Genomic DNA, 21,178 nt, shown 5'->3' with positions numbered 1-21,178 from the left:
GCAAGGTAAAGGGGAGACGATCATTCATGTTGAAAAAGAAGCTTGGATTTGCAGTTCTTATTCCGCTGGTCGCATTAACGGCTTTCACGGCCTGCACCAAAAATGGCGCCGACGACATCGGAACCCGTCCGGCCGTACTGGAGGGCCACTCGGATCATTGGAAGGTGAAGCTGGAGTATAAAGCCAGCGGAAGCACATTGAAGGAATACCCGACAGTGACTTATCTGGGAAATGAAAAGCTGGCCGACGCAACGGTAAGCATTATTCGTAACGATCAGGATCCGGAAGTAATTCCTATCGGGATTGCATCCGATATGGTATCCGGTTCTTCTGTAGCTTTAACGTCCAGCGCCCAGATTAAAAACTGGAAGGACACGAAACAGGTGGAAGTGGAAGGGAACATTGGAGACCACCATTTCAAAGAATACGTATACGTGGAAAATAAATCGCCTGCCGCTCCTGCCAAATAACGCCGCTCAAAATTTATGCTCCTTTAATCTTTCGTGCTCCCGAATCGTGTAAAGTGAAAGGCAGAGCAAAAAAGAAAAGGGAGTTGAAGAGATGCAACAGGTGAAACGGTGGATCAAGGAATGGGTTCCCACCTTGGCAATCGCAGCGATAGTCAGCTTTACTTTTAACACGTATGTAGCGCAGGGCATGACAGTTCCTACCGGATCGATGCTGCCTACAATTCAACTGGACGATAAAATTTTAGTCGAGAAAATGGTCGACCTGACCGATTTCAACTTCGGTGATGTCGTTGTATTTTATCCTCCGCTCGAAGGGCATGAGAACGAACGGTTCGTGAAGCGGCTGATCGGCCTGCCTGGAGATACGATTGAGGTGAAGGACGGTGTCTTGATCCGCAACGGACAGAAGGTGGACGAGCCGTACCTTAGCCAGAAAATGAATTATACGTACGGTCCGGTGACGGTCCCGGCGAACCATTATTTTTTCCTCGGGGATAACCGCAACGACAGTGAGGACTCTCATTTGTGGCCGACGACGCCGTTTGTTGCCAAAGACAAGCTGGTGGGCAAAGTGATGTTCCGTTATTTTCCTTTCAATCATATCGGCAGCTTAGATAAGTAAAAAATACAGCACATGGTTCGTGCCGGGATGACCCGCCGAAGCCGTGTGCTTTTTATTGTGCGCGGCTTCGTTTATGATGATAAACAGAAGAGACGAAACCGTTTCGGGAAGGGGGGCTTGGCGTGCCTGTCATTAGAATTGAGCTGCTCATTCAAGCGCCGATCGAACGCTGCTTTGACTTGGCCCGCAGCATCGATATTCATACCGAGTCGACTTCGCAGACGAAGGAGAGAGCGGTTGGCGGCGTGATGAGCGGATTTATCGAGCTGGGCGAGAGCGTTACATGGGAAGCGATTCATTTTGGCGTGAAGCAGAAGCTGACGGCCCGGATCACCGAGATGGAGCGGCCGCATTATTTTGTCGATGAGATGGTCCGCGGGGCGTTCCAACGGTTTCGCCATGAGCATCGGTTTGTGAGCGGAGCTGAGGGAACCCGTATGATCGATACGTTCGATTATGACGCTCCTTTGGGGGTGCTTGGCAGCTTGGCCAACGTGCTGTTCCTGGAACGGTATATGCGCCAGCTGCTGACGAAGCGAAATTTGTATATCAAGCAAGCGGCGGAGCGGGATGCAGGGCCGTCGTAAATGAATCCATGAGTCCTAATTATGGGGATAAATGGTATAATGGAGGGCATGGAAATCTGTCAATTTTGTGAAGGGAGAAGTGTTCATGCAAATCCGTACCGCAAGAGCATCCGACGCTGCGCATATAGCAAGCTTGTCCAACGAGCTGGGCTATCCTGTCTCGGAGGAGCAGATGAAAGAACGCCTGCTGAATCTTATGAACCGCGAGGATAACGCTGTCTTTGTAATGGAGATTGAAGGCGACGTTGCGGCCTGGGTGCATGTACACGGCAGACATTTGCTGGAAAGCCCGTCATTTGCGGAAATCGGCGGCCTGGTGGTCAGCAGCCTGCACAGACGCAAGAGAATCGGTGAGCAGCTGATGAGAGAATGCGAAGCATGGGCTAGAGAACAAAACTACCCGTTTGTCCGGGTGCGTTCCAGCGGCCATAGAAAGGAAGCCCACCAATTTTATGAGAGGATCGGATATACGAGAGTAAAATCTCAGGAAGTATTTAATCTGGAGCTTTCTTGAAATCGGGCGCAGCTGGTAAATCTAACCGCCCTCTTCCTTATCGGATGGAGGGCTTCTTTCGAAGTTCATTGAGCTGCGCGTCCAAATTGAAAGAGGACACTCCTCCATTCTCCTTTTGAATCCATTCCTTCAGCCCGTGAAGAAATCCCAAGCCGGATTAGCGCATTAACACCTGATTCGAGCGATCCGGCGGCGGTGTCATTATTTTTTTGGGCAGCTTCTTCAAGTTTTTCACTAAATGAATTTTTTCATTGCCTGATATATAAGGCTGCCCGTTTCTTTGGACTGAGATATTCAACTTGGCTTGGGGAAGAGAAGCGATTTTCATTTAGTTGCTCCTTCATTGATTATTTCCATAATTTCGGCAGGATGAAATCTATTGTATTATGCCGGATAATGCTGGTCAACTTTAATGGTCCATGCGTTTCAATCATATGAGTATATCACTTGGAGGACACTTTCTGCCCCTGTCATCTGTCCCATAAGCATAATATCGTCTTCCTTTGGTCGAAAATAAAGAAAAACCCTTGATTTCTCAAGGGTTTTCATAGTAAGCGGGTGATGGGAATCGAACCCACGCCACCAGCTTGGGAAGCTGGAGTTCTGCCATTGAACTACACCCGCAGGTGCTTACTGCTTTTAAATTATTGCACAGTTATATGCAAAAATCAACCAAAACCTCTTAAATAATGAAGCCCGCCCTGCCGTTTCTCGCGATTCGGAAGGACGGACCGTGTAATTCTCCTTATTTATATCCTTTGGCAATTTCGCCGACCATGGCTGCTACAGATTCAAGGCCGCCGCCGGAGAGGTACCAAACGCTTTGATCCAAGTAAACGATGTGTTTATCTTGGAACGCTTTGGTTTGTTTAACCAGCTCGTTCTCTACCAGTGCTTTAGCCCCTACTTTATCGCCTTTGCCAACAGCTGTGGCGCGGTCGATGACAAACAGATAGTCCGGATTTTTTTGCGCGATAAATTCGAAGGAAATGCTTTGTCCGTGTGTTGCGGTATCCAGATTCTTATCTACGGCTGGAATGCCCAGTACATCGTGAACAAGGCCGAAACGGGAGCCTGGTCCGAAAGCGCCGATAGTGCCGTCATCTGCTAGAATAACAAGAGCGTTTTTGCCGTTAGCGGCTACTTGAGCTTTCACGTCTTTGATCGTTTGATCGATTTTGGCCAGCTCTGCATCGACAGCCGATTCTTTACCGAAGATTTGGCCGAGCATTTTCATATTGCTTTTGAATGATTCCAGGAAGTTTTTATTGTCCACGCCGATGAAGATCGTTGGCGCAATTTTGCTCAGTTCTCCGTAAAAGGTTTGCTGTCTTCCGGAAATCAGAATCAGATCCGGCTTGATCGCATTGATTTTCTCGAAATCCGGCTCTTTCAGCGTACCGATGCTTTGATATTTGCTGTCTTTGTATTTAGCTAAATAATCGGGAAGATTACTTTGTACGACACCCGCAACATCGACGCCCAGCTTATCCAGGGAATCCAATGCGCCGAAATCGAAAACGACGACTTTTTTCGGGTTTTTCTTAATTTTCGTTTCGCCTAGTTGATGCTTGAAAGTAAGCTCTTCAGAAGGCTGCGCCTGCGGCGTTCCTCCGTTGGAAGTGGCCGGAGCCGCGCTGTTCTTCGAGTCCGCAGCGGGACTGGTTGTACCGCAAGCGGCTGCTACGAGCGCTATGCAAATAATGAGCAACATGAGGGGAAAGCTTTTCTTCATTCTAACCACACCTGACCTTCTTTTTTATATATAAAATTAGTTCCGGCCCGCTACGCAAAGCCGTTAACCATTTTATTTCAAAGCAACCGTATGTAAGCCGTCCTGCGAATTACAAACGAAAATGAGAATCATTATCATCAATTTTACATAAAAAAATCCGTCTTGGAATAGACAATTTTACTATTGGCATGGACATTTCTATATCGGTGGGACAGAGCAGGGAGGAAGCGTTGTGACAGAAGAGATTGGCCGGCAAATTATGGAGCAATTAAGAAAGATCGAACAGGAAGAGAACGTCCGCATTCTTTATGCCTGTGAATCCGGCAGCCGGGCGTGGGGGCTTTCATCGGAAGAGAGCGATTATGACGTCCGCTTCTTGTATCTTCGTCCGTTAGACGGGTACGTAACCATCTTGGATCAGCCGAATGTGATAGAGCGTCCGATCAGCGATAAGCTGGATATCAGCGGCTGGGATTTGAAAAAAGCGCTGCAGCTGCTCAGAAAATCGAACCCGACGCTGCTGGAGTGGCTTCATTCCCCGATCTCGTATTGGGAGCCTTACGCTGTCGCAGCTCAAATACGAAGCATGGCTCCGCTCGCCTTCTTGCCGAAATCGTGTATGTACCATTACTTGAACATGGCTAAACGCAACCTCAAGGCGTATTTGCAGGGAGAACGGATGAAGGCCAAAAAATATTTTTACGTGCTGCGGCCGGTTCTAGCTTGCGGCTGGATCGAGAAATTTAACGAGATACCGCCTATGCCGTTTGACGAGCTTATGGAGAAACTGGTTCCGGCGGACAGCGAGCTGAGAAGCGTGATAGACGAGTGTGTCGTCAGGAAAAAGCTTGGGGAAGAGCTTGATGACGAAACCGGCATCCACCTTCTTCATGATTATTCGGAGGAGCGGATCGGTTTCTTTGAACGGACGGCTGCGCAGATGACGCAGACCGTGGGGAACCTGAACCGGCAGCTGGATGATTTGTTTCGCTCGGCGCTGCAGGAGGTGTGGGGAGTCCGCTTCTTATAAAGCGTGGAGCGTCGCGATCTATAAAAAGCAAACAACCCGCAGGCTATTAAACCGGCGGGTTGTCCAATGCCCGGTCGGGCCGATTATAACAACCGGCTGCCGCCTGCAATTTGCTGCTCTGCAATTTGTACGAGTTTGCGGACCATGTGGCCGCCGATAGCCCCCGTGTCGCGTGTGGCCATATAACCGTAGTAGCCGTCCTGCGGAATTTGAATACCGAGCTCCTGCGCCACCTCGTACTTCAGCTGCTCCAAAGCGGATGCCGCCTGCTGTACCACCAATTGATTGCTGCTTCTGGATTGTCCTCTTGCCATGTTCAATTCCTCCATTCATTCTATAAAATGTAAGTTTACTTTCCCCCATGTTTTCCCTAATTATTCATCCTTCCGCTCGTGTTACAATTTAAATTGGTGATGCTTATGTTTATCTCTCCAATGCTTTTGGATGCCAAGGACAAGCCGTTCTCCGATCCGGCTTACATTTTTGAACCGAAGATGGATGGACATCGGCTCATTTTATCCAGAAACGGATTGGAAACACGGCTGTTCACGCGTGATCACAAAGACTGTACACGGCAGTATCCCGAGCTGCATCAGGTGCCGGTTGTAGGCGACCTTGTATTGGATGGGGAAGTATGCTGTACCGATCCTGAGAGCGGACGTACGGATTACGAGCTGGTGATGGATCGCCTTCAGTTGAAAAAGAAGGACAAAATCCGCGCATTTGCCCTGCACAGACCTGTCCGCTACTATGTGTGGGACATTCTTTTTCTCAAAGGACGAGATCTGCGCAGCCTGCCTCTGATCAGACGCAGAGCGATTCTGGAATCGGTGCTTCAGGAAAATGATTTTTTTAAGCTGGTACCTCAAACCGAGGGGAATGGAGAAGAATTGTTCCGATCGATAGAGGATTCTTCAATGGAAGGGATCGTCGCCAAACGAAAGGGAGGAATTTATGTCTCCAGACGTTCGCATGACTGGCTGAAAATCATTCGTCCTCAATACGCCGACGTGTATATTGCCGGTTACCGGAAGGACAGTCTCGGGTGGCTTATAGAGGCCGGGGAGAACGGCGAGCGGAAGGCTGCGGGACTGGTGGAGCAGGGGATAACCCCGCTGCACAAAAAAGAATTTGCAGCACGGCTGCAGTTGTCCTCCGCAGCTCGGGAGGAAACGGATTATATCTATATAACACCGCAGTTGAAAGCCCGGGTAAAGCATAGGGGCGTGCTGCGGAGTGGGATGCTGAGAGAACCTTCATTTATCGATTTTATCACATAGCCCAACTTGAAAAATCCCCGTCTTCATTTACCGAAGACGGGGATTTGCTGTACGCGGAGCAGACGGGGCGTCTACTCCTTTTTATTGTTTTTCGTTTCATGCTGGTCTTCATGATCGAATAAATGCTGAATGTTTTCTATCGTTTCCTCGACGAATTCGCTCAGCATATCGGTTGGAACCGGGAGCTTTGCGGTCGACAATCACATTCGATTCTTCTGCCGGATGCAGGACTTCTCGGTTACCATTGTTTTTCATATTCAACAGCTCCTTTAAATAATAGACGGTGCGCCTTCTCGAAGACAGATGAAAAAGTCATCGCTGTGGATGCGGAGCCGGGTGAGAATCTTGCGTCCGATCCCTGCTTGTACCGGATTTCACCGCTTATCCCGTTTGAAAACCGAGGGCAAAGGCGCGGATGCTTGCGCTTCTGCAGAGGATTCAGCACACAGGCTTCGCTGATTTTTCAACCATCTTCCCTTGTAGCTTGTCAACCCGATGCCTTTTTTATACTTGATGAAAAGGCGGTGGGCCGTTCTGCGCTTCAGGAACTGCGACTTAGGATTATGTTTCGGCTGAGACCTAGTCTGATGCCCTGCTTAGGCTTTGGCTTGCTTATGCTGTAGCTTCAGCTTCGGCATCGGCTTCACCGGAACCGATTTGGATGCTTCGCCCGGCGCCAAGGCCGGATAGGCCCAGAAGAATTGTGGTCCCCATAAGGATCAGCAGAGGAACGGTTGCATGCGTGAGTGATATCATGTACATAGCCGATCATAACAGGTCCTACAGCGGCGAGAAGATAGCCGAGAGACTGCGCCATCCCGGATAGCTGCGCGGCTTGTCCCGCATGGGAGGTCCGCAGTCCGAAGAAGGCAAGCGCAAGACTGATCGACGCGCCTTGGGCAATCCCGATCAAAACGATCCACAAGACGGCGGGCATCGCCCCGCCCCACAGCAGGCCCGCATATCCTGCAACATAGATTACGGTAATGACGGCAACGAGTCCCCGCTGATGGGCGAACCTGCCTGCAAGAACCGGAACGATAAAGGAAGCCGGCAGGCTGACGAACTGCATGATGGACAGCATCCAGCCCGCGGAGGTCGGACTCAAGCCACGGACGCTCAGCATATCGGGAAGCCATGCTATCGTGACATAAAAACCAAGCGACTGAAACCCCATAAAGAAGCATACCTGCCACGCCAGCCTGGAGCGCCAAATGTTGACGGGCTTCGGCGCAGTTTGCGGTCGTCCGCTTGTGCTAGGGGCTGTTCCGCTGCTATGCAGCGCCGAGAGCGCATGAAGCCCGGCATCCGGCCGGGGAGCTTTAGAGCGCAGCTGAGGCAGCCAGGCAGCGAGGCCTGCGATGGCCAGCACAGCCCAGCAGCCGATCGAGCCGCGCCAGCCAAGCCCGAGCTTTTCCGCAGCGGGCACGCTGAGCCCCGAGGCGATGGCCGCCCATACGCTCATGGACGTGGTGTAAAGTCCGGTCATCAGACCGACCTTATCTGGAAAATAACGCTTCACCACTCCCGGCAAAAGCACATTGCCGATGGCAATGGCGGCACCGAGCAGGGCCGTCCCTGCAAACATCAGAAGGGAAGAAGGAACCGAGCGGAGCAGGATACCCCCTGCCAGCAGAACCAGACTCAGCCCCAGCACGGCCTCCGACCCGAACCGTCTCGCGAAGCCGGAGGCGAGGGGAGACAGCAGAGCGAAGGCGATCAGGGGGAGCGCCGTTAACAAGCTTGTCGCTACATTAGATAAGCCGGTGTCCGCACGGATCATGCCCGTTAAAGGACCGACCGACGTAATGGCGGCCCGCAGATTGGAAGCAATAAGAATGATGCCGATAGCCAGCAGGACTCTGCCGGTCCGAATGGGGGCAGCTGCCAGCGGCGGCGTTTGGCTTACACGCATAGCTATTTCTCCTTTTCAGCTTAAACTGATGCTTGTTTTGTTTCGATAGCTAACTATGATATACTTATTTTATGTAAAAGTAAACTTTAATATTTTTATGGGGTGTTTGGGATGGACGAGACCAAAGAAACGAATCCTGTGGAAATACAGGCGATGGTGGAACGGATAGGCTCCCTGCTTAGACAAAAACGCAAGGAAAAAAAGTGGAGTCTGGATGAGCTTGCAGATAAGACGGGAGTAAGCAAGCTGACACTGGGCAAAATCGAGCGGGGGGAGACGAACCCGAGCTTGGCGGTGATGTGGCGGATAGCGGATGGATTGGATATCCCTTTATCGGCCTTGTTTTTGCCGGAGCAGGGGGTGCTTGTATCCAGGCCCGGCACAGGGCCTCATTTTACGGAGGGGCCTTGGAGAATTGAACCGATGTTCCCCGGAGGGGCCCGGCGCGGGGCGGAGCTGTATCGCGCGTTCTTGCAGCCGAACAGCAGCTACACACAGGAGTTTCACCCTGGAGGAGTCGTAGAAACCGCAACGGTCTTATCCGGTTCGGTGCAAATCGAAATAGGCTCCCAGCTCTACGAGCTGGAAGCTTATGATTCCGTCCGGTTTCGGGGCGATTCTGTCCACAGCTATAAGAATCCGAGCGGAGCTGCAGCGGTCCTTCAACTGATGCTGGAATACCCGGACGCATAAAATAACCCCGCAAAGTGGAGCTTATGCTTCGAGGCGGACTCAGGTACTTTGCGGGGACCTCGAAAACTATCATGTTAAAAAAGAGCGCTGGGAGTGCCGCTTAAAACGGCACAACCCTCGCTCATTGCCGCATGGCATCAATGATTAGCCATGGATAGCGGAATCGCGCGGAACTACGAACGTCCGCACCAGCTGCTCGGCAGCCTGCTCCAGCAGCTCCGGAGCGCGCTCCATCGCTTCTTGAAGCGTCATCGGTCCGTTGACGATGCTGCGGACGCTTTGAATGCCGACTTCGTACAGCGCTTCGATGCCTTTACCGACGGAGCCGGCCAAGGCGAAGGCGGGGATGCCCAGCTTCTGGGCTTCTTGAGCTACGCCCATCGGCGTTTTCCCCGAAGCGGTCTGGAAGTCGATCTGGCCTTCGCCGGTAATAACCAGATCCGCTCCCTGCAGCCGCTCGGCAAGCTTGGCATACTCGATCACGACGTCGATGCCGCGGCGGATCGAGGTAGGGAAGAAAGCCAGGAAAGCGCCGCCGATGCCGCCGGCCGCCCCGGCCCCCGGTTTATCGTGCAGGCGGATGCGGGTGTGGGCCTCAATCCGGTCGGCCCATGCGTGCAGATTGCGGTCCAGCTGCTCAACCTGATCGGGCGAAGCGCCCTTCTGCGGTCCGAACACATGCGATGCGCCGCTTGGCCCGACGAAAGGATTCTGAACGTCGGTAGCGATCAGAAAGCTCGCTTCGGCAACGCGCGAATCCCAGCCGCTGTCGTCGATCGACGCAATGCGGTGAAGCTCGCCTCCGCCGATGCCGTCGGCGAGCGGGGTTCCCTCGGCATCCAGCAGCTTCAGCCCGAGTGCCTGCAGCATGCCGGCACCGCCGTCGTTGGTTGCGCTTCCACCGAGGGCAAGCAGAAATCGTCTGCAGCCGTCATCCAGCGCCTTTTTGATTAATTCGCCGGTTCCATACGTAGACGCTTTCAGAGGATCGCGTTCCTCGGACGAAATCAGCGTTAAACCGGAGGCGCTTGCCATTTCAATGACAGCAACAGCTTCATCTCCTTGGTGGAGAAGACCGTATTGTGCCTGGACGGCACGGCCGAGCCGTTCGCTGAACCGTGAAGGGAACGCGCTCCCCTCCGGCAGCCGCAATCAAGCTGTCCAACGTGCCTTCGCCGCCGTCGGCCACCGGAACCTTCACGATTTCCGCCTGCGGGAGGTAACGCCGAATACCTTTCTCGATGGCGTCCGCCGCATCGGCTGCAGAAACGCTTCCTTTATAAGAATCGGGGGCAATCACAATCTTCATCTTGAGCACACCTTCCATCTCATGGGTATAAGGGTATGTACAAATGCAATTATATTCCCATTATACATGATGTCGGCGTTCTGTGAATGTTCTTCGTGTTTGCAGGGTTCGGACAGAAGATGAGGTGCTCTTACACCGTGATGAGCTGGTTATGAGGAATATCGAGAAAGCGGTACGCTTCCTGAACGATGGGGTCGGATGCTTTCCCGAACAGGTGGAGGGAGATTGCGCCGATGCCGCTTCGTGCAGCTAGACGGTCCAGCTGGTTCTTCATCAGCTTGGAGTTGCACAGCACCACAACCTTTTGACAGTGGGGGAACATCCACCGCTGCAGCTCCTCGTTCTTCTCATTGACCTCAGGGGTAAACACGAAAGGCTGTCCGTTGGCCATCATGCCGCGGTTGTCGATCAGCAGCTTGATATGCCCCTTCGTCAAATAAGTGCAGGCAAGCTTCAGATCGAAGCTTATCTTATTGACGTCCTGTACGTTTAGCACGCCCTTCACCTGCCAGGCGATCACCTGATGGTCGAAGTCGATATGGTAGGCGAAACGCTCGGTGAGCGCCTTATTGTATTCGCTCTTCAAATAAGCGGAATGCAGCGCGAAGCGTTCGTCGTCGAAAAAGTAGCTCGTATCGACATCCAGCGCATTCGTTATTTTCTGGATATTTTGCAGCGAAACGTTCCGCTCCCCGCGCTCGACGCCTCCTATGTAGGAACGGTCCAGGCCGGACCGGATGGCCAGCACTTCCTGGGACATGCCGGACTTTAATCGGAGCTCTTTGACTCTGAGCCCAAAGTTGGAAAGAATATTCACAATGTAAACCCTCCGTGAATGTCGGAAAATGTTGAAATAGAATCTTATCACTTTAATTATAGAAAAACAGCTTCATGATATCTACGGACAATACGTATCACTTGTTGCGCAGAAATTGACAGTAAATAAGGCCGATCACGGACATGAAATCGGCGTCATGCAATAATAAATACTGGAAATATGCTTGTTTTCGGCGTCCATATTCAAATAATCGCCTGGAAAATCATAATAAATTAATCGACAAAATTCAACATCCTTAATTTTTGTCTTTGCGGACTGTTCATATCGCAGTCATTTTTTTCGCCCCGATGAGCAGGCAAGAAACCGGATACCTATGCGCATAAATCCGAAGACCTATAGAGGCAGTGTGTACCGCTGCCTGAGGAACCGCGCGCCCGCCACTTGCATCTGCGGTATAATTTGCATATAATATTGTAAAGTTTCATACAACACAAATGCGTTGACGGAGACAAGTAAGCAGTGCCTCATTACAGGGAGGAGCCGCCGGAGATTGAGAGCGGTTCTAATAGAATCAGGCTGCCGAAGTTCGCTCCCGAGCAGACCTTTGAAACCGGGGCTTGAGCCGCCGGCAAGTAGGAGGCACCGGCCATGAACGTTCGCGTTCGAACCGTTATGTTCAATGAAGTGAGAAGTCAGGCTTCTCCATGCTGCCGGCAAGACCGGGAGTGCGGGAGTTCTTCTCTAACAAGGGTGGTACCACGGCTTTTTCGTCCCTTACCGGGACGGGAAGGCCTTTTTTTGTTGTACAGGAAATTTCGGAGCAGACGTTTGGCGAGCCGCCGGGGGTTCTCAAGAATTTTTCAAGACTCAAGTGTTCCGTATAGACCAAAAGGAGGATGTAACCGATGAAAGAACGGCTGGAAGCACTAAAAGCGGAAGCTTTGCAGGAGCTGGCCCAGGTTTCGAACCAGCAGCAGCTGGCGGACATGAGAATCAAGTATTTGGGCAAAAAAGGGCCGCTCACGGAAATTTTGAGAGGCATGGGCGCATTGAGCGCAGAGGAGCGTCCGGTTATCGGTCAGGTAGCCAACGACGTGCGCGCTGCGATCGAGGCGGTAATTGAAAGCAAGCAGGAAGAATACTTGAAGGCGGAAACGGAAGCCCGTCTGAGCGCGGAAACGATCGACGTTACCCTGTCGGGCCGTCCGTCGGCGCACGGCGCGACCCATCCGCTGACCAAGGTCATTCAGCAGATCGAGGATATTTTTATCGGGATGGGCTACACCGTGGCGGAAGGTGCCGAGGTCGAGCAGGATTACTATAACTTCGAGGCGTTGAACCTGCCGAAAAACCATCCGGCGCGCGATATGCAGGATTCCTTTTACATTACCGAGGAGATTCTGATGCGTACGCAGACTTCCCCGGTACAGGTTCGCACCATGGAGAAAATGAAAGGCGACGTGCCTGTCAAAATTATTTGCCCGGGCAAAGTATACCGCCGCGACGACGACGATGCGACGCACTCTCACATGTTTACGCAGATTGAAGGGCTTGTCATCGACCGGAACATCCGGATGAGCGACCTGAAAGGCACGCTGCTGCAGTTCGTGCGCGAGCTGTTCGGACAGCATACGCAAATTCGCCTGCGTCCGAGCTTCTTCCCTTTTACCGAGCCTAGCGTCGAGGTTGACGTGACTTGCGCGATGTGCGGGGGCTCCGGCTGCCGGGTGTGCAAGCAAACGGGCTGGCTGGAAATTCTCGGAGCGGGTATGGTGCATCCGAACGTATTGGAAAAAGGCGGATACGATCCTGAGGAATACAGCGGCTTTGCGTTCGGTCTTGGCGTGGAGCGCGTAGCGATGCTCAAATACGACATCGAAGACATTCGTCATTTCTATACGAACGACCTGCGGTTCCTGAAGCAGTTTGCCCATTTGTGATTGAGAGAGGAGCGTGAACTTACATGAAAGTATCTTATCAATGGCTGTCCCAATATGTGGACGTAACTGGATATACGGCTGCGGAGCTGGCGGAGAAGCTGACGCGAAGCGGCATTGAAGTAGATATCGTGGAAAATCGGAATAAAGGTGTAAGCCAGGTGTTCGTGGGTTTTGTCAAATCCCGCGAGAAGCACCCGGATGCGGATAAGCTGAGCGTCTGTAAGGTAGACGTAGGCCAGGACGAGGAGCTTCAGATCGTCTGCGGAGCGAAAAATGTGGCTGCAGGCCAAAAGGTGCCCGTCGCCATCGTTGGCGCCAAGCTGCCGGACGGTCTTGCGATCAAGCGCGCCAAGCTGCGCGGCGTGGAATCCCAAGGGATGATCTGCTCGGCCAAGGAGCTCGGCCTGAACGACAAGCTGCTGCCGAAGGAAATTCAGGAAGGCATTCTGGTTCTTCCGGAGGATGCCGAAATCGGCGCCAGCATTCTGGATGTGCTCGCGATCAACGATGAGGTGCTCGATCTGGATTTGACGCCGAACCGCTCGGACTGCCTGAGTATGCTGGGCGCAGCCTACGAAATCGGCGCCATTCTCGGGCGTGAAGTGAAGCTGCCGGATGCGGAGCAGGGACTGAACGGCGCGGTACAGGCCTCAAGCAAAATTTCCGTCGACATCACGGCAACGGAGCAGTGCTCGCACTATGCGGCACGCTACATTGAGAATGTGAAGATCGGCACGTCTCCTCTATGGATGCAAAACCGTCTGATGGCGGCAGGCATTCGCCCGATCAACAATATCGTAGACATTACGAATTATGTAATGCTCGAATACGGACAGCCTCTGCATGCGTTTGACGCCGAGAAGCTGGCGAACGGTCATATTGATGTGCGGATGGCGAAGCAGGGCGAAAGGCTTGTCACGCTGGACGGTGTGGAGCGTACGCTGGAGCCTCATATGCTGCTGATTACCGACGGCGAGAAGCCGGTTGCGCTTGCTGGCGTTATGGGCGGGGAAAACTCCGAAGTGACGGATGCGACGACTTCCATTTTGCTGGAATCGGCTAAATTCGACGGCGGTACCGTGCGGAAGGCATCACGTCAGCTCGGACTGCGTTCGGAAGCGTCGCTGCGCTTTGAGAAGGAAGTGAATCCGGAGGCAGTGCTGCCTGCGCTGAACCGGGCGGCCTCGCTGATCGCCCAATATGCCGGAGGCCGGGTGGCTATCGGAATCGTGGAAAAGGCGTCGCAGCAGCATCAGCCGGTGCAAATCACCCTTACGGTCAGCCGGATTAACAATTACCTGGGCACGGACTTGACGGCGGAACAGGTAAAAGAAATTTTTGATCGTTTGAATTTCACGATCGATACGTCCGGCGAAACGTTCACGGTTCATGTGCCGAGCCGCCGCGGAGATATTACGAAGGCTGTCGATCTGATTGAAGAAGTCGCTCGTTTGTACGGCTATGACAATATTCCTACAACGTTAATGTCCGGGGTGACGACGCCGGGAGCATTGACCGAAGAGCAGGCGGTTCGCCGCTTGGCCCGCAATCTGCTTACAGGTAGCGGTCTGCATGAGGCTATCACCTATTCCTTCACCCATCCGGAGCAGATCCGCGAATTCCCGGGCGCTTATAAGGAAGCCAAGCCGATTACGCTGTCGATGCCGATGAGCGAAGAGCGCAGCACGCTGCGCACAAGTCTCATTCCGCACCTGATCGACGTTGCTGTGTATAACCGCAACCGTAACACCGACAATGTGGCCGTATTTGAAATCGGCAAGGTATTCGTGACAGACGAGGCTTCTCTTACCCGTCTGCCGGAGGAACGTCTGCTGCTGTCCGCTTTGCTGACGGGCAAGCGTCACGATACGCATTGGACCGGCAAATCGGGTGCCGTCGACTTTTACGATCTCAAAGGCGTGCTGGAAAACCTGGTAAGCTACTTGGGTATCCAAGGCATCGGCTACGAGGCGGCGCAGCCGGAAGGCTTCCATCCGGGACGTACCGCGCATATTACGCTGGAGACGGCCGAAGGCCGCAAAATCATCGGTACGATGGGCCAGCTTCATCCGTCGCTGCAGCAGCAGAAGGATCTGGACGATACGTATGTGCTCGAGCTTGAGTTCAGCGTGCTGGCAGATCATGCCGACACCAAGATTACGTATCAGCCGCTGCCGCGTTATCCGTCCATCGGACGGGATATCGCCGTTGTGGTGAACCGTGAGGTGCAGGTAGGCGCGCTGATGTCGAAGGTGCGTGAAATCGCGGGCAGCCTGCTGGAAACTATCCAGGTGTTTGACATCTATACGGGAGACCGTGTGGACGCCGACAAAAAGAGCGTAGCCCTTGCTTTGGTCTACCGGACGGCGGAAAGAACGCTCACGGATGAAGAGGTTAGCGAGCTGCATGCGAAGGTCGTTTCCGCATTGTCGGAAACGTTTGGCGCAGAGCTCAGAAAATAGCCCAAAATCGGCAGTTTTATCCTAAAAAGCTCTAGGTTACAGAAGGAAAAGAGATTCCCCGTATCGAATTATTATGGATACGAGGGAATTTCTTTTTTTTGTTGATATTTAGCGGTTCATCAGCAATTTTTGTACTTGGATGCAAGGGAGAAACGAGCTTAAACCTGCCCGGCGCAGGGGGCCGTTTATCCGAGACCGAAAGGAGCGCAGGCTTGTGAACAATGAAGATAAAATCCGGATGACGGTCGACATATTCGGCAATCAATATAAATTGGTTGCGAGAACCAGCGCTACCTACATGAAACGTGTCGTGGCGCAAGTAAACGACCAGATGCACAGAATTGCCGCGGGTTCCCCGCGTTTGGATACGCCGAAAATTGCGGTGCTTGCCGCCGTACAGATGGCAGACGATTATTTTAAAATGCAGGACGATCTCGATGAATCGCTGGAAAAGCAGAAGCAGCTGGAGAAGTCGAAGGAAGAGCTGACGCAGCTCAAGGAGCAGCACCTCAGGCTGATGCAGGAGCTGGAGCTTGAGCAGATGCGCGCGCTCGAGCTGGAAGCGTCGGGTCAGGAGCTGGAGGAGCAGCGGGCGCAGGCGCTGGCGGAGTCAGCCAAGCTCCAGAAGGCGATTCTGCAGCTGGAGCAGCAGTGCGAGACCCTGGAGTCGGATATCCGCACCGAGCGGGACGCCCTGGCGGCGCAGCAGCTGTATGCGGAAGAGCTCGCCGGCCGTCTGGCCGACAAGGAGAGCGCGGCGTCCGAGCTGGCGCAGCGTTTGGCGGAGAAGGAAGCTGCCGCCGCCGATTTGGCCGAACGCCTGGCGGAGAAGGAAACCGCCGCTGCGGAATTGGCAGGCCGCTTAGCCGAGCAGGAGGGCGCGGCTGTTGACCTGGCGAGCCGCTTGAAGGAGCAGCAAGGAGCAGCTGCCGAGCTGCGGGGCCGGCTTGCGGATCAGGAAAGGGAAGCGTCGGAGCTGGCGAGCCGTTTGGCTGAGCAGGAGCTGGCGGCCGAGGAGCTTACGGAGCTGAGCAAGCTGCAGGACGCGGAAATCGCGGCCCAGGCAGAACAGCTCAAGGCTGCGCAGGAGGAGCGTGACCGCCTGGATGCGGCGTTCCGGAGCGAGCGGGAAGCGCTGGAGGTGCAGCAGCGGACGGCGACCGAGCTGGCCGGCAAGCTGGCTGAGCAGGAGCGCAGCGCGAAGGCGTTGGCGGCCCGGCTGGCCGAGAAGGAGGCTGCGGCGTCGGAGCTGGCGGACCGTTTGGCTGCCCAGGAGCAGACAGCCGCCGAGCTGACGAGCCGCCTTGCCGAGCAGGAGGGGGAGAGCGAGGAGCTGTCCGCCCGGCTGCTGGAGCTGCAGAATACGGCCTCCGAGCTGGAAGAGCTCGGCAAGCTGCAGGAAGAGGAAATGGCTTCGCTGACGGCTCAGCTTCAGACGGCGAATGCGGAGCGGGAGCGTCTGGAAGCGGCGTACCGAAACGAGCGTGAAGCGGTGGAGGTGCAGCAGCGGACGGCAGCAGGACTTGCCAAGCGGCTGGCGGATCAGGAGCACGAGACGAAGGAGCTGGCAGGCCGTTTAGCCGAGAAGGAAGCTGCGTTTGCGGAGCTGGCGAGCCGTTTAGCCGTACAGGAGCAGACGTCCGCCGAGTTGACGAGCCGTCTTGCAGAGCGGGAGCAAAGCTTGTCCGAGCTTGCTGAACGATTGTTGGAGCGCGAACGAAACGCAGCGGAGCTTGCCGATCGTCTTGCGGAACGGGAACAAGCGGCTGCGGAGCTTGCAGCGCAGCTGTCCGAGCAGAAGCAGGCGGGCAGTGAACTGCAGCGGCGGCTGGCTGCGCAGGAGCAGGAGCGCGATGAGCTGGCACGGCGTCTCGAGGAACAGGAGCGGAATGCGGCGGAGCTTGCGGAGCTGAGTAAGCTGCAAGACGCGGAGCTTGCCGCTCTGACCGGGCAGCTGAAAGCCGCCCAGGCGGAGCAGGAGCGGTTGGATAAGGCTTACGTTAGCGAGCGGGAGGCGCTGAAGGCGCAGGAGCGGAAGGCTGAAGAGCTGACCGTTCAGCTGGCGGAACGGGAGCAAGAGGCGGTACAGCTCACCGAATGGTTAGCTGAGCGCGAGCAAGCGGCCTCCGAGCTTGAGCAGCGCTTGGCTGAGCGGGAACAGGCCGTGAACGAGCTGGAAGGCCAATTAAAGGAACGGGATCAGCGCGTTCATGCGCTGTCGGGCCAATTGGCGGATCGGGAGCAAAGTGAGCGTGAGCTGACCGGCCTTTTGGCGGAGCGAGAGCGAAGTCAGCAGGAGCTGTCGGATCGCTTGACGGAACGCGAGCTAGCTGTAGAAGAGCTTGGTCTTCGTTTGGCTGAGCATGAACAGATGGCAGCCGAACTGCGCGGGCAGTTGGCGGCGCGGGAAAGCGAGCAGGCGGTTTTATCGCGAAAGCTGTCCGAGCAGGAGCGTAACGCGGCGGAGCTGGAGGAGCTCGGCAAGCTGCAGGATGAGGAAATTGCTGCCCAAGCGGAGCAGCTGCAGGCTGCCCTAGCGGAACGGGAGCGTCTGGAAGCGGCTTACCGGAATGAGCGGGAAGCGCTGGAGACGCAGCGGCAAGCGGCCGCCGAGCTGACAGCCCGTCTTACGGAGCGGGAGCAGAGCGAGCACGAGCTGACGAGCCGTTTGGCAGAGCGCGAGCATCTTGCCTCAGAGCTCGCAGAGCGGCTTGCGGACCAAGAACAGTCCGTAGCAGAACTTACGGCCCGACTGCGTGAGCAGGAGCTGGCTGCAGCAGACTTGTCGCAGCGGCAGGCGGAGCAGGAGGGCGAACGGATAGAGCTGGAACGACGCCTGGCTGAACAGCAGCGGGCCTCGCAGGAGCTGGAGGAGCTGGCGAAGCTTCAGGAAAAAGAAATTACCGTCCAATCTGAACGGCTTCAATCCGTATTGGCGGAGAAAGAGCGTTTGGAAGCCGCTTTGCAGAGCGAGAGAGAAGCTTTAGAGCTTCAGGAACGGGCTGCTGCCGATCTGGCTGTTCGGTTAACGGAACAAGAACGGTCCGCAGCGGAGCTGGAGGAGCTGGTCAAGCTGCAGGAGGAAGAGCTGGCGGCCCAGACGGAACGGTTAAAGGCTGCGGCAGCAGAGATCGATCGCCTTCAGACGGTCTGCCAAAGCGAACAGGAAGCCCGCAAATCAGAGCAGCACACGGCGCTGGAGCTGACGGCCAAGCTGGTCGAGCGGGAGCAGAGCGAAATGGACCTTGTGAGCCTGTTGACCGAGTGTGAGCGCCAAGCCGAGGAGCTGACGGCGCGGCTGGCGGAGCGGGAGCAGAGCGAAAGCGCGCTGACGAGCCGCTTGGCCGATAGCGAGCGCCAAGCCGAGGAGCTGACGGCGCGGCTGGCAGAGCGGGAGCAGAGTGAAAGCGCGCTGACGAGCCGCTTGGCCCAGAGCGAGCGCCAAGCCGAGGAGCTGACGGCGCGGCTGGCGGAGCGGGAGCAGAGCGAAAGCCAGCTGACGAGCCGCTTGGCCGATAGCGAGCGCCAAGCCGAAGAGCTGACAGCGCGGCTGGCGGAGCGAGAGCAGAGCGAAAGCGCGCTGACGAGCCGCTTGGCTGAGAGCGAGCGCCAAGCCGAGGAGCTGACAGCGCGGCTGGCGGAGCAAGAGCGTGCCGCAGCAGAGCTGGAGGCGTTCGGCAAGCTCCAGGAAGCCGAGCTTCAGCTGCAAGCGGAGCAGCTGAAAGCGGTCCAGGCGGAGCGCGAACAGGCGGAAGACGCATACCGCAGCGAGCAGCAGGCCCGCTTGGAGCTGGAGCAGGCCAGAGCTGAGCTAACGGAGCGTCTGGCTGCCCAAGAGCTTGCCGCGTCCGAGCTTGCGGAGCTCGGCAAGCTGCAGGAGCAGGAACTGCTGGAGAAGACAGGGCAGCTCCAGCTGCAAATCGATCAGATGCAGGAGCAAATCCGGCTTCAGCAGCAGACTTATGAAGCGCAGCTGGAATCGAATCGTGAGCTGCAGAGGCAGCAGCGGGAGTCCGCTCGCTATGTCACGGCGCTGGAGCAGCAGTTCAATGAACAGCTGGAGTACCAGGCTCAACTGAGCGAGCAGCTGAACCAGCATGAGGAGCACAGCCGTGCGCTCGCAGCGCAGGTCGAGCAGTACGAGCTGGAGCAGAGCGCAGCTGCGAATGAAATGACCGAGCTTCGGCAGCAGTACGAGAAAGTGCAGTCGCTGCTCGACAGCCAGCTTGAAGAAATGCAGCTCCAGCTGGAGCTGTATGCCGAGCTGGAGCAGCAGCATGGTGGCGTTCAGCAGCAGCTCTCGGCTCTGGAGACGAGCAGCAGGGAAGCGGTACAAGCTCGGGACGAGCGCGTTAGAGAGCTGGAGGAACAGCTGGCTCAGCGAGAGAAGCAGCTGGACGAGCAGAAGGTGCAGCTGAGCGTCCTCCAAGAGGAGCAGCGGGGCTTGCTTTCCCAGTTCCGCGAACAGCAGGCATACCAGCTTCAGCTTCAGGAAAGCGCAAGCCAGTGGCAGCGCCGCTGTGACGAGCTGACAACGCAGGCCGAGGAGCTTCGCCGAACGCAGGGGATGCAGCGCGAGGAAATTCAGCTTCAAGAAGAAATTTATAAAGAGCTGGAAGATCAATATAATGAGCTTCGGGATCGGCTGAACGAGAAGGAAGCCGCTTCCAGCGAAGAGATAAGCCGCCTTCAATCGCAGTGCGGCGCACTGCAGGAGCAACTGCAAGGCCAAGCCGAGGCAGCTGCTGCGGTGGAGGAAAGGCTGCAGCAAACGGCCGGGCAGATAGCCGATTCGGAGCAGCGGTATAAAGAAATGCTGGAGCATAATGAGCGGCTTGCCGCACAGCAGCAAGAACAGCTAGGCAAGCTGACGGAGCTGGAACGGCAGTGCGCTCATTGGCAGGGATTAAACGAAGAGCTGTCCGGCCAGCACGAACAGCTTCGCAAGCAGTTCGCTTCTCAGCAGGAGGAACTCCAGCTTCAGATCGAGCTGTATAACGAGCTTCAGGAGCAGTACGAGGAGCAAGGGCGCCGGCAGCGCGCGCTGCAGCAGGAATATCACGACCACCAGGACCGGGCACAGCATGTATTCGCCGAACTCAGCGAGCTGAAATCGGAATACGAGAAGCTTCAAATCGAGTATAACGAATGGATCGAACTGGTGGAGAAGGAATAGACGTGGGAATGAACGGATTGGATTGGACTGCCGCGGTCATTCTGTTGGCCGGTACCGTTATGGGGTTTTACCGCGGGCTGGTCAGTCAGCTTGTCTCGGTTGCGGGTTTGATCGTCGCCTACATGGTGGCGTTCGCCTTTTACAAAGATGCGGCGCCATGGATTGCCCAGGCGCTCTCTTTGCCCTCCTATGCTTCATATCAAAAGTACGAATATCTGGTCAAAGGGCTGCACCTGGATACATATATGTATAATGCTATTGCCTTCGCTCTGCTGCTGTTCGGCGTAAAGCTGGCTTTGAGCATTGTCGGGCGTATTTTGAATTGGATCGCCTTGACTCCCGGCATTAAGCTGATCAACCAATGGAGCGGCGCTTTTCTGGGGCTGGCGGAAGCATTAGTTTTGATTGTTGTAGCCGTACAGGTCATGACCGTACTACCTAACGATTCGGTACAACAGCTGCTAAAAAACTCCCGGGCCGCTCCTTATTTATTGAACGCCGTTCCTGCGGTTTCGGATAAGCTGCATGAGCTTTGGGATCAAAGGAAATCCGTGTAAACCGGATATGCGCTTTGCCTTCAGGTTTGACAACCTCCTATACAATTCGATATAGTCAAGTTAATAATGAATGATAAAATTGCACGATTGCCTCTTTGGAGGCGCTCGTG

General features: G+C 54.9%; 17 protein-coding genes, 1 tRNA gene and 1 pseudogene. 11 read left to right on the top strand and 8 right to left on the bottom strand.

Going from position 1 to position 21,178, the window contains the following annotated elements; translation table 11 throughout:
* Positions 1 to 26 precede the first annotated feature (26 nt).
* From ACHHV8_RS26765 to ACHHV8_RS26750, 4 genes are all read left to right on the top strand, one after another.
* Entirely contained in the window at positions 27 to 470 is a 444-nt protein-coding gene (locus ACHHV8_RS26765; protein WP_395162409.1) for a hypothetical protein, read from the top strand.
* A gap of 91 nt (positions 471 to 561) precedes the next feature.
* Positions 562 to 1,092: a signal peptidase I gene (gene lepB, locus ACHHV8_RS26760; protein ID WP_395162408.1), complete on the top strand. Its 531-nt coding sequence runs from the start codon at positions 562 to 564 to the stop codon at positions 1,090 to 1,092.
* 122 nt (positions 1,093 to 1,214) lie between these two features.
* A complete protein-coding gene (locus ACHHV8_RS26755) occupies positions 1,215 to 1,679 on the top strand; it encodes an SRPBCC family protein (protein WP_395162407.1) in 465 nt (154 codons plus the stop codon).
* Positions 1,680 to 1,764: 85 nt separating this feature from the next.
* Complete coding sequence (locus ACHHV8_RS26750; protein ID WP_395162406.1) at positions 1,765 to 2,193, top strand: GNAT family N-acetyltransferase; 429 nt, start codon at positions 1,765 to 1,767, stop codon at positions 2,191 to 2,193.
* Positions 2,194 to 2,350: 157 nt separating this feature from the next.
* Here the strand turns inward: ACHHV8_RS26750 and ACHHV8_RS26745 are convergent, their stop codons facing one another.
* The 3 genes from ACHHV8_RS26745 to ACHHV8_RS26735 all read right to left on the bottom strand — a co-directional run bounded on the left by ACHHV8_RS26745 (position 2,351) and on the right by ACHHV8_RS26735 (position 3,928).
* Positions 2,351 to 2,521 carry a hypothetical protein gene (locus ACHHV8_RS26745; protein WP_395162405.1) on the bottom strand — a complete coding sequence of 57 codons (171 nt, stop codon included), beginning with the start codon at positions 2,519 to 2,521 and terminating at the stop codon, positions 2,351 to 2,353.
* Positions 2,522 to 2,746: 225 nt separating this feature from the next.
* Positions 2,747 to 2,817 (bottom strand) — tRNA-Gly (locus tag ACHHV8_RS26740).
* A 121-nt stretch (positions 2,818 to 2,938) separates the two neighbouring features.
* Positions 2,939 to 3,928 (bottom strand): siderophore ABC transporter substrate-binding protein, encoded by a 990-nt coding sequence (locus tag ACHHV8_RS26735; RefSeq protein ID WP_395162404.1) that lies wholly within the window; start codon positions 3,926 to 3,928, stop codon positions 2,939 to 2,941.
* A 259-nt stretch (positions 3,929 to 4,187) separates the two neighbouring features.
* On the opposite strand from ACHHV8_RS26735, the gene ACHHV8_RS26730 reads away from it, so the two are divergent.
* Positions 4,188 to 4,958: a nucleotidyltransferase domain-containing protein gene (locus tag ACHHV8_RS26730; RefSeq protein ID WP_395163640.1), complete on the top strand. Its 771-nt coding sequence runs from the start codon at positions 4,188 to 4,190 to the stop codon at positions 4,956 to 4,958.
* A gap of 83 nt (positions 4,959 to 5,041) precedes the next feature.
* On the opposite strand, the gene ACHHV8_RS26725 is transcribed toward ACHHV8_RS26730, so the two are convergent.
* Entirely contained in the window at positions 5,042 to 5,272 is a 231-nt protein-coding gene (locus ACHHV8_RS26725; protein WP_395162403.1) for an alpha/beta-type small acid-soluble spore protein, read from the bottom strand.
* Between the two features lie 105 nt (positions 5,273 to 5,377).
* Here ACHHV8_RS26725 and ACHHV8_RS26720 point away from each other — a divergent pair, with 105 nt between their 5' ends.
* A complete protein-coding gene (locus ACHHV8_RS26720; RefSeq protein WP_395162402.1) occupies positions 5,378 to 6,238 on the top strand; it encodes an ATP-dependent DNA ligase in 861 nt (286 codons plus the stop codon).
* Positions 6,239 to 6,309: 71 nt separating this feature from the next.
* Here the strand turns inward: ACHHV8_RS26720 and ACHHV8_RS26715 are convergent, their stop codons facing one another.
* Positions 6,310 to 6,438 carry a hypothetical protein gene (locus ACHHV8_RS26715; protein WP_395162401.1) on the bottom strand — a complete coding sequence of 43 codons (129 nt, stop codon included), beginning with the start codon at positions 6,436 to 6,438 and terminating at the stop codon, positions 6,310 to 6,312.
* A 443-nt stretch (positions 6,439 to 6,881) separates the two neighbouring features.
* Positions 6,882 to 8,153 (bottom strand): CynX/NimT family MFS transporter, encoded by a 1,272-nt coding sequence (locus ACHHV8_RS26710; protein ID WP_395162400.1) that lies wholly within the window; start codon positions 8,151 to 8,153, stop codon positions 6,882 to 6,884.
* Between the two features lie 111 nt (positions 8,154 to 8,264).
* On the opposite strand from ACHHV8_RS26710, the gene ACHHV8_RS26705 reads away from it, so the two are divergent.
* Positions 8,265 to 8,846, top strand: a complete 582-nt coding sequence (locus tag ACHHV8_RS26705) for a helix-turn-helix domain-containing protein (RefSeq protein WP_395162399.1) — start codon at positions 8,265 to 8,267, stop codon at positions 8,844 to 8,846.
* A gap of 144 nt (positions 8,847 to 8,990) precedes the next feature.
* Here the strand turns inward: ACHHV8_RS26705 and ACHHV8_RS26700 are convergent.
* A pseudogene (locus ACHHV8_RS26700) lies at positions 8,991 to 10,155 on the bottom strand (glycerate kinase).
* A 130-nt stretch (positions 10,156 to 10,285) separates the two neighbouring features.
* Positions 10,286 to 10,972 (bottom strand): helix-turn-helix domain-containing protein, encoded by a 687-nt coding sequence (locus ACHHV8_RS26695; RefSeq protein ID WP_395162398.1) that lies wholly within the window; start codon positions 10,970 to 10,972, stop codon positions 10,286 to 10,288.
* Between the two features lie 866 nt (positions 10,973 to 11,838).
* Between ACHHV8_RS26695 and pheS the strand changes: the two genes are divergently transcribed.
* From pheS to ACHHV8_RS26675, 4 genes are all read left to right on the top strand, one after another.
* The gene (gene pheS, locus ACHHV8_RS26690) at positions 11,839 to 12,873 is read left to right on the top strand and encodes a phenylalanine--tRNA ligase subunit alpha (protein ID WP_395162397.1); all 1,035 of its coding nucleotides are present in this window, start codon (positions 11,839 to 11,841) and stop codon (positions 12,871 to 12,873) included.
* A gap of 23 nt (positions 12,874 to 12,896) precedes the next feature.
* Complete coding sequence (gene pheT, locus ACHHV8_RS26685; RefSeq protein WP_395162396.1) at positions 12,897 to 15,335, top strand: phenylalanine--tRNA ligase subunit beta; 2,439 nt, start codon at positions 12,897 to 12,899, stop codon at positions 15,333 to 15,335.
* Between the two features lie 214 nt (positions 15,336 to 15,549).
* Positions 15,550 to 20,511 (top strand): hypothetical protein, encoded by a 4,962-nt coding sequence (locus ACHHV8_RS26680; protein ID WP_395162395.1) that lies wholly within the window; start codon positions 15,550 to 15,552, stop codon positions 20,509 to 20,511.
* Between the two features lie 8 nt (positions 20,512 to 20,519).
* Positions 20,520 to 21,068 carry a CvpA family protein gene (locus ACHHV8_RS26675; RefSeq protein ID WP_395163639.1) on the top strand — a complete coding sequence of 183 codons (549 nt, stop codon included), beginning with the start codon at positions 20,520 to 20,522 and terminating at the stop codon, positions 21,066 to 21,068.
* The last annotated feature ends 110 nt before the right edge of the window (positions 21,069 to 21,178 follow it).

It is taken from the genome of Paenibacillus sp. TAB_01 (assembly GCF_043945595.1).
GTDB lineage: Bacteria > Bacillota > Bacilli > Paenibacillales > NBRC-103111 > Paenibacillus_S.
This window is presented reverse-complemented; position numbering and strand designations above follow the sequence as displayed.

Bases quoted from the DNA above. Each gene is read 5' to 3' on its own strand.
- ACHHV8_RS26745 (WP_395162405.1), bottom strand. From the start codon at position 2,521: ATGAAAATCGCTTCTCTTCCCCAAGCCAAGTTGAATATCTCAGTCCAA.
- pheT (WP_395162396.1), top strand. From the start codon at position 12,897: ATGAAAGTATCTTATCAATGGCTGTCCCAATATGTGGACGTAACTGGA.
- ACHHV8_RS26705 (WP_395162399.1), top strand. From the start codon at position 8,265: ATGGACGAGACCAAAGAAACGAATCCTGTGGAAATACAGGCGATGGTG.
- ACHHV8_RS26710 (WP_395162400.1), bottom strand. From the start codon at position 8,153: ATGCGTGTAAGCCAAACGCCGCCGCTGGCAGCTGCCCCCATTCGGACC.
- lepB (WP_395162408.1), top strand. From the start codon at position 562: ATGCAACAGGTGAAACGGTGGATCAAGGAATGGGTTCCCACCTTGGCA.
- pheS (WP_395162397.1), top strand. From the start codon at position 11,839: ATGAAAGAACGGCTGGAAGCACTAAAAGCGGAAGCTTTGCAGGAGCTG.
- ACHHV8_RS26765 (WP_395162409.1), top strand. From the start codon at position 27: ATGTTGAAAAAGAAGCTTGGATTTGCAGTTCTTATTCCGCTGGTCGCA.
- ACHHV8_RS26730 (WP_395163640.1), top strand. From the start codon at position 4,188: ATGGAGCAATTAAGAAAGATCGAACAGGAAGAGAACGTCCGCATTCTT.
- ACHHV8_RS26750 (WP_395162406.1), top strand. From the start codon at position 1,765: ATGCAAATCCGTACCGCAAGAGCATCCGACGCTGCGCATATAGCAAGC.
- ACHHV8_RS26675 (WP_395163639.1), top strand. From the start codon at position 20,520: ATGAACGGATTGGATTGGACTGCCGCGGTCATTCTGTTGGCCGGTACC.
- ACHHV8_RS26735 (WP_395162404.1), bottom strand. From the start codon at position 3,928: ATGAAGAAAAGCTTTCCCCTCATGTTGCTCATTATTTGCATAGCGCTC.
- ACHHV8_RS26720 (WP_395162402.1), top strand. From the start codon at position 5,378: ATGTTTATCTCTCCAATGCTTTTGGATGCCAAGGACAAGCCGTTCTCC.
- ACHHV8_RS26725 (WP_395162403.1), bottom strand. From the start codon at position 5,272: ATGGCAAGAGGACAATCCAGAAGCAGCAATCAATTGGTGGTACAGCAG.